The sequence below is a fragment of the Rhodococcus sp. EPR-147 genome, from assembly GCF_001647185.1.
Lineage (GTDB): Bacteria > Actinomycetota > Actinomycetes > Mycobacteriales > Mycobacteriaceae > Rhodococcoides.
In genome coordinates this window covers 1-533 of sequence record NZ_LVCU01000124.1, presented here as the reverse complement: position 1 = coordinate 533, position 533 = coordinate 1, and the positions used below count along the sequence as shown (strand labels likewise).

Here is a 533-nt window from a genome sequence, read left to right as displayed (position 1 = left end):
CCGAGATCGTGGAGTTCCTCACCGACAAATGGGACCGCGAGCTCGATTACCGGCTCATCAAAGAGTTGTGGGCGTACACGGGCGAGGTGATCGCCGTTCGCTTCGCCTACGAGTATCGTGACGTCACCGGACAATGGTTCCGCGCCTACGGCAACGAGAACTGGCACTTCGATAAGGACGGACTGATGACGCACCGCCACGCGAGCATCAACGACGTCGCGATCACGGAGTCCGACCGTAAGTTCTTCTGGGATGCATCCGGCCCCCGTCCCGCCGACCACGCCGGCCTGAGTGACCTCGGACTGTAATGGCCCGAACTGTCCTCGAACGCTCGGATGCGGTCCGAGCCCTCGCCGACGTGTTTCGCAAGCGTGGTTTCGAGAGCGGCTCTCTTTCCGTCATCCAGCAGGAGACCGGGCTCGGCCGGGGCAGCCTCTACCACTTCTTTCCCGCAGGAAAGACGGACATGGCCCGTGCGGTCCTCGAGCAGGTAGGCAAGTGGTTCGAGGAACAGATCTTCGTTCCCTTGCGCA

The 533-nt window shown here is 62.1% G+C and carries 2 protein-coding genes; both read left to right on the top strand.

Going from position 1 to position 533, the window contains the following annotated elements:
• The coding region (locus A2J02_RS05910) for a DUF1348 family protein (RefSeq protein ID WP_156516115.1) at positions 1–308 on the top strand (308 nt) is incomplete at its 5' end.
• Positions 308–533, top strand: a 226-nt coding sequence (locus tag A2J02_RS05905) for a TetR/AcrR family transcriptional regulator (RefSeq protein WP_156516114.1), incomplete at its 3' end; no start/stop codon positions are given. The genes A2J02_RS05910 and A2J02_RS05905, both read left to right, overlap by 1 nt.